Below are 6958 nucleotides of genomic sequence, written 5' to 3'. Positions count from 1 at the left end.
GATTTTTCTCATATAGCTCGCGGTCAGCGGCACTAACCTGGCCCAACATGACCGGAGCTGCGCCACCCGTGGTCGTGGTCGTAGTTGTGGCGGCGGCAGGTGCCTTCGGCTTCGTCGTTTTCTTGGCCNCCAAAGCGCCAGAAGTGGAGACAGCGAAGATCGCAAGACCGACAAGAATTACTTTCTTCATGTGTTCAGCTCTCCCTTAACTTGGAACAAGGACGCGCCGGCAGTCGAGCATAAAGCGCGCATCACGGCAACTGGAGTGCTACGCTCTAGGCATGACACCTTCCCATTGCGAAAGGCCCGCAGCGTGAACCGGCGGGTCTCCGATCTCAAGGGCTCAAAGCACTTTTCGAGCATTGCCAACCACATGCCGGCCCAGCGTCGCGCACAATCCCCTCGCCCGCCATCAGTCGGACACCCTTCCGCCAGTATGCTGGCTTCAGGCTCCGGACATACTAGCGAGCATGAGCTAGTGACGCCCGCTCCCTGCCGACGGCAGCGTTTCTTCCGAAGCCGGCTCGTCATCGGCAATCGCCCGCCACCCTGCCCCCTCCAGGTCATCATACTGTCCGTTCTTTAGCGACCAGAGGAAGCCCGCCAGCCCGAGGGCGCCGAGCGTGAGTGCCAGCGGCACGAGGAATACCAGGACTTCCATCAGCCAAGCTCCTTCGCGCCGCGATGGGCGCGCAGCGCGTTCAAGATCACCAGCAGGGACGAGCCCGACATCGCGGCGGCTGCGACCAGCGGCGTGGCCAGGCCTGCGATGGCCAGCGGCACGGCAAGCAAATTGTAGCCGGCGGCCAGCCACAAGTTCTGCCGCATCAGCAGCAGCGCCTTTCGCGAAAAGCCGATGGCGGCGACAACGGGTGCGAGGCGATCGCCGAGGAACACCAGATCGGCGGTTGCCTGGCTCAAATGGGTCGCGCTGACCGGCGACATCGAGACGTGCGCGGCGGCCAGCGCCGGCGCGTCGTTCATGCCGTCGCCCACCATCAGGACCTTGACGCCCCGCCGCTTCAATTCCTCGATGCGGACAATCTTGTCCGCCGGCGTGACTCCCGCGCGCCATTCATGAATGCCGAGCTGTTCGGCGGCATGGCGCACGGCGGGTTCGCGGTCGCCCGACAGAATCTCGGCCTCGATCCCGGCCTTGACCAGCGTGGCAATCGCGGCCGCCGCATCGGGGCGCAGGCGCTGGCGGACCGCAAAGACATGCCGCGTCTCGCCGTGACGGAAGGCGACGACGGAGGCCTCCGGATCCCGGTGCAGAATATCGTTGGCGATCTGGTCCGCGCCGCAGAACGACGGCCGGCCCAGCCGGACTTCGAGCCCGCGGACGAAGCCGCGCACGCCCTGGCCGGCCACCTCCTCTGCTCCGGCCAGCGGTTTCCTTGCTCCGGAGGCGCGGGCCACCGCGGCGGCAACGGGATGATGGCTGGCAAGCGCGAGCCGCCCGGCGAGTTCGAATACGTCTTGTGGCACGTCGAGGGCATTGGTGACGTCGAGCTCCGGCAGGGTCAGCGTGCCCGTCTTGTCGAACACGACGCGTTCGACGTCGGCCAATCGCTCGATGGCATCGCCGGAATTGAGCAGCACGCCGGTGCGGAACATGGCGCCGGAGACGACGGTCTGCACCGCGGGGATCGCCAGGCCCAGTGCACAGGGACAGGTGATGATGAGAACCGAAATCGCGGTGACGATGGCGTCGTGCCAGGTGGCGCCATAGGCCGCCCAGCCGAGCATGGTCAAAAGCGCCGCGGTATGCACGACCGGCGCATAAAGACGCGATGCGCGATCGGCGAGCTGCACGTAGCGGGAACGCGCCTGCACGGCATTGTCGAGCAGCCGGCTGATTTCCGCCAGCAGCGTGCCTTCGGACGCCGCCGATACCCGCACCCGCAGGGCACCCGACAGGTTGAGCGTACCCGCATAGACGGCCGTGCCCGGCCCCGCTTTTACCGGCAGGGTTTCGCCGGTGATCAGGCTCTGGTCGATCTTGGACTGTCCCTCGATCACGTTGCCGTCGACGGCGGAGCGTTCGCCCGGCCGCAGCAAAACGATGTCGCCGGCCTGCACGGCGGCAATCGGCACCACGCTGATTTCGTCGGCGCCGATGAACTTCGTCGCCGTCTCTGCCTTCAGTGCGGCGAGGTTTCCGGCGACCGCCCGCGTCTTGCGGCGCATGCTCTGGTCGAGGTAGCGGCCGGCCAGCAGGAAGGCGAGCAGCATCAGCGCGGCGTCGAAATAGGCATGCTCGGCGTGGTGGATCGTCTCCATCACCGACATGGCGAGCGCCGTCACGATGCCGATCGAGATCGGTACATCCATGTTGGTGCGGCGCGCCCGCAGGGCGGTCCAGGCCGAGCGGAAGAACGGCTGTCCCGAATAGGCCGCAGCCGGCAAGGCAATCAGCGCCGACAGCCAGTGGAAGAAATCGCGCTGTTCGGGGATCATGTCGCTGACATTGCCGGACCACACCGGGATCGACAGCATCATGATATTCATCGCGGCAAAGGCGGCGACGCCGAGACAGCGCAGCAGGAAGCTCGCCTGCTCCGTCTCGACGGCTTCGGCGCGAACCGGCTCGAACGGATAGGCCTTGTAGCCAAGCTCGGCCAGCCGGTCGATGAAGCGGGCCGGATCGAGCGTGCCCTCCCTCCATTCCAGCGCCACGCGGCGGTCGGTCAGGTTGACGCGCGCCAGCGTCACGTCGGGAAGCGCGGAAAGGCCGCGCTCGATCTTCGACATGCAGCCGGCGCAATTGACGCCCTCCACCGCCAGATCGATATGCGACAGCCCGGAGCCGAGATGCCGGACATAATGTGAAAAGTCTCGCGTCGCCTGCATGTGACTGGCCTTCCTAGTTCAATAACACGCGGTTCCTCGACAGAAACATCCGCTGTCCCGACGCCACGCCTTCGAGCACCAGATCCCACTGGCCCGGAGCAATCGCTTCCGCTCTGCCGCGATAGATGCCGATCCCGACTTCGGCGAACGTGACCTGCTGATCGGCGCGTCTGTCAGTCGGGCGCTCGAACCGGCCCTGGAATTTCAGGCCGGACATCGGCCGGCCGTCATGATCGCGGGCCTCGACCTGCAGCGTCGCGCCGCCCTGCCCGCTGCGCTCGACATGGGCATCGACCTTCCAGTTGCGCGCGCTCTGGGCCTGCGCGGTGGCGATCTCCTTCTGATAGGCAAGGCTGGCGGCGTAGGCGCTGTCGACGTCGGTTCCCGGCAAGGTCTGGATCGCGAGCCGCATCATGAGCAGGTTGACCCCGATCACGACGCCGAAGAACGCCACCATCATCAAGAACACCATGCGCCCGGTGATCGCTCTCGGCTTCTGTGCCCTGCTCATGTGAATGGTCCCCGGAAGTGTCATGGCGACACGAAATGGTCGGTGGCGGAGGCCACTTCGCCGAGCCCGATATCGGTCACGCGGAAATTCACCGGAACGGATTTTCCGGGATTGTTGTCCGCAGGCGCCGTCACCAGCATGCGCAGCTCAGTGGTGGTGTCGCGCGCCAGGATGATCATGGGCCGGTCCTGCGTCACGGAATCAGCGCCGACGACATGGAGCGTCGCGTTGACCGGGCCGTCGATGTCGATCGCGATCACGCGGTCGAAGCCGCGTTTGTTCAGGAGGCGCACGGTATAGGCGTTGCGGATCGAACCGTCGGCAAGCTTCACCGCGACCGGATTGCGGTCATGCAGCACGTTGACGTCGAGCAGCGACCGCGTCAGCAGCGCATAGAGCATCACCGCGCCGACCGCCGCGATCAGGGCGGCATAGGTGACGGTGCGTGGCCGGATGATCCGGTAGATCGGCGGCTTGCCCTCCTGCCGCCGATGGATGTTGATGTCGTTGTCGTAGCCGATCAGGCGGGTTTCGCGCCCGATCTTGGTCATCACAGTGTCGCAGGCATCGATGCAGAGGCCGCACTGGATGCAGTCGAGCTGCGGCCCATTACGAATGTCGATTCCAGTCGGGCACACGGCCACGCACTGATAGCAGTCGATGCAATCGCCGACGCCCTGGCCGAGCGCGCGCAGCTCATTCGCCTTCTTCAGCGACGTGCGCGTCTCGCCGCGATCGTATTTGTAGGTGACGTTGAGCGCCCATTCATCGGTGAGGGCTGCCTGGATGCGCGGCCATGGGCACATGTAGACGCAGACCTGCTCACGCATGAAGCCGGCGAGCAGATAGGTCGTCGCGGTGAGAATGCCGATCCAGATATAGGCGATGACAGGCGCCTGGAAGGTGATGAGCTGCTTCACCAGCGTCGGCGCATCGTTGAAATAGAGCACCCAGGCGCCGCCGGTCCACCACGCGATCATCAGCCAGATCGAATGCTTCAGCAGGATTTCGGCAAAGCGCTCGAGCTTCATCGTGCCCTTGGCCGCATCCTTGCGCATGCGCTCGCGCCGATCGCCTTCGATCATCCGCTCGATGGCATAGAACAGATCGGTCCATACCGTCTGCGGGCAGAGATAGCCGCACCAGATGCGGCCGCCGACGGCGTTCATCAGGAACAGCGTCAGGGCAGCCACGATCAACAGGCCGGTGAAGTAATAGACTTCCTGCGGCCACAGCTCGATGAAGAAGAAATAGAAGCGGCTGTTCGGCAGATCGACCAGCACCGCCTGGTCCGGGGCGCCGAGGCCCCTGTTCCAGCGCACGAACGGCAGCAGGTAGTAGACGCCGAGGCAGAACGCCATCAGCCCCCATTTGGTCCGGCGGAACGTGCCAGAGACGCTCTGCGGATAGACTTTCTTCTGCGCCGCATAAAGCGGCGCGTCGTCGTCGAGCTGCAGGTCGGTCTGGCTCACGGGCTTGTTCATCGCTGGGTTGGTCTCGCCTCAGGAGTTCACTCTAGACCCAGCCCCAGAATCCCGTTTGATCCATCTCAAACAGAACGGCGCCACAGCATCGTCCTGCCGCTATTTGCCTCCGCCGAGCGAGTGGACGTAGACCGTCAGTGCCTTGATCGTGGAAGGATCGAGCCGGCCGACCCAGGCCGGCATGACGCCGGCGCGGCCGTTGCTGATGGTCTCCACCAGCGTTGCCTCGTCCGATCCGTACAGCCAGATCTTGTCGGTCAGGTCGGGCGCACCGAGTTCCTGGTTCCCCTTACCGTTGTCACCGTGGCAGGACGTGCAGTTTTCCGCAAAGATCTTCGCGCCGGCAGCCTGATCGTACCCCGCCGCCGTCGGCAGGCCGGACAACGACCGGACATGATTGGCGACGGTCACGATCTGGTCCTTCTTGAGAACGCCCTCCTTGCCGAACGCCAGCATGGCGCTCTCATGGGTCTTCGGATGCCCCGAGCGCGCGCCGAACTGGATCGTCTGCATGATCTGGTCGAGGCTGCCGCCCCACAGCCATTCGTCGTCGTTCAGATTAGGATAGCCCTTGGCCCCCGCCCCGCCGCTGCCGTGGCAAGGCGCGCAATTGTCGCCGAACACCGTCTTGCCGCGCGCGCGGGCCAGCGCCAGCAGCGCCGGATTCTTCTCGATCTCCTCCAGCGAGGCGTTGCCAAGCGCCACCATCTTGTCACCGCGAATCTTTTCCAGGTTGGCCAGCTCGGCGGCGACCTCGGCGCGGGTGGAGTAATTCCAGATACCGGTCGTATGGCTCCAGAGCAGCGGCCACGCCGGATAGACGATCCAGTAGCCGACCGCCCAGAGAATGGTCAGGTAGAAGGTGATCAACCACCAGCGCGGCAGCGGCGTATTGAGCTCCTTGATGCCGTCCCACTCGTGACCGGTGGTGGTTCGTCCGGAAACATGATCGAGATCGCCGTGTTCGGTCATGATCGCATTACTCCTCGCGCAAAGGCATTTTCGCCGCTTCGTCGAAAGCGGCCTGGTTACGCGGCCAAAGCGCGTAGGTCAGGATGGCGATGAAGATTCCGACGAAGATCGGTGTCCAGATCGTCGTGACCAGATCCGACGCCAGGTTATGGACCGTGAGGATTGCTTTCATCGTTCTGCCTTCTCAGCGAAGATTTGCTTTTTCATTGTAAAGTTTGAAGTCGACCAGCGTGCCGAGCATCTGCAGGTACGCGACCAGCGCATCCATCTCGGTCGGCGCGCCGCTCTTGCCGTCGAAATTGCGGGCAACGGCCTTCGGGTAACGTTTGGTGAACGCATCCACGCCGGCGTTGTCAGGATCGGCCTGCGCCTTGAGGTCGGCGACGGCATTGGCCACCTGATCGTCGGTGTAGGGCACGCCGACGGCGCGGTTGGTGCGCAGATGGCCGGCAACGCTGGCTTCGTCGACTTCCGTCTGCGACAGAAAGGCGTAACCAGGCATCACCGACTGCGGCACGATCGCGCGCGGGTTGTTCAGATGCGTGACGTGCCATTCGTCGGAATATTTGCCGCCGACGCGCGCCAGATCGGGACCGGTACGCTTGGACCCCCACTGGAACGGATGGTCGTACATGCTCTCCGCCGCGAGCGAATAATGCCCGTAGCGCTCGACCTCGTCGCGCAGCGGCCGCACCATCTGCGAGTGGCAGAGGTAGCAGCCCTCGCGGACATAGACGTTGCGTCCGGCGAGCTCGAGCGGGGTGTACGGCCTGACGCCGTCGACCTTTTCGATCGTGCTCTTGAGATAGAACAGCGGGGTGATCTCGACGAGACCGCCGATCGCGATCACCACCAGAATTCCCGCGACCAGGACGATCGAGTTTTTTTCGAAGATTTGGTGCCGTGCCCAGAAAGACATTTTCGCGCTCCTCATTCCGCCGGCTGAAGAGCGACGGGCGACTGCACTTCCGCTTCGCCAACCCGCACTGTCATCCAGAGATTATAGGCCATAATCAGCGAGCCGATCAGGAACAGACCGCCGCCTGCGGCGCGGATGATGTAGAAGGGATGCATCGCCTCCACGGTTTCGATGAAGGAATATTCGAGGAAGCCGAGCGAGGTGTAGGCGCGCCACATC

Annotated in this window: 7 protein-coding genes and 1 pseudogene; all 8 read right to left on the bottom strand. The window is 64.1% G+C overall.

Annotation, left to right across the window (positions count from 1 at the left end; genetic code table 11):
* Positions 1–475: 475 nt before the first annotated feature.
* Positions 476–661: a cbb3-type cytochrome oxidase assembly protein CcoS gene (gene ccoS, locus CQ14_RS19310; RefSeq protein ID WP_057859437.1), complete on the bottom strand. Its 186-nt coding sequence runs from the start codon at positions 659–661 to the stop codon at positions 476–478.
* Positions 661–2853, bottom strand: coding sequence for a heavy metal translocating P-type ATPase (locus tag CQ14_RS19305; RefSeq protein ID WP_057859436.1), 2193 nt, complete (start codon positions 2851–2853; stop codon positions 661–663). The genes ccoS and CQ14_RS19305 overlap by 1 nt, the downstream gene beginning before the upstream one ends.
* Before the next feature lie 13 nt (positions 2854–2866).
* Positions 2867–3364, bottom strand: a complete 498-nt coding sequence (locus CQ14_RS19300) for a FixH family protein (RefSeq protein ID WP_082649944.1) — start codon at positions 3362–3364, stop codon at positions 2867–2869.
* Between the two features lie 20 nt (positions 3365–3384).
* Positions 3385–4848 (bottom strand): cytochrome c oxidase accessory protein CcoG, encoded by a 1464-nt coding sequence (gene ccoG / locus CQ14_RS19295; protein WP_057859435.1) that lies wholly within the window; start codon positions 4846–4848, stop codon positions 3385–3387.
* Positions 4849–4947: 99 nt separating this feature from the next.
* Complete coding sequence (gene ccoP / locus CQ14_RS19290; protein ID WP_057859434.1) at positions 4948–5820, bottom strand: cytochrome-c oxidase, cbb3-type subunit III; 873 nt, start codon at positions 5818–5820, stop codon at positions 4948–4950.
* A 7-nt stretch (positions 5821–5827) separates the two neighbouring features.
* Complete coding sequence (locus CQ14_RS19285; protein WP_057859433.1) at positions 5828–5992, bottom strand: cbb3-type cytochrome oxidase subunit 3; 165 nt, start codon at positions 5990–5992, stop codon at positions 5828–5830.
* 12 nt (positions 5993–6004) lie between these two features.
* Positions 6005–6739 (bottom strand): cytochrome-c oxidase, cbb3-type subunit II, encoded by a 735-nt coding sequence (ccoO, locus tag CQ14_RS19280; protein WP_057859432.1) that lies wholly within the window; start codon positions 6737–6739, stop codon positions 6005–6007.
* Between the two features lie 11 nt (positions 6740–6750).
* A pseudogene (locus CQ14_RS19275) lies at positions 6751–6958 on the bottom strand (cytochrome-c oxidase, cbb3-type subunit I); the annotation flags it as partial.

Source organism: Bradyrhizobium lablabi, from assembly GCF_001440475.1.
In the GTDB taxonomy this organism is placed as follows: Bacteria; Pseudomonadota; Alphaproteobacteria; order Rhizobiales; family Xanthobacteraceae; genus Bradyrhizobium; species Bradyrhizobium lablabi.
Note: the sequence above shows the minus strand (reverse complement) of the source record. Positions and strands in the feature narration are given on the sequence as shown.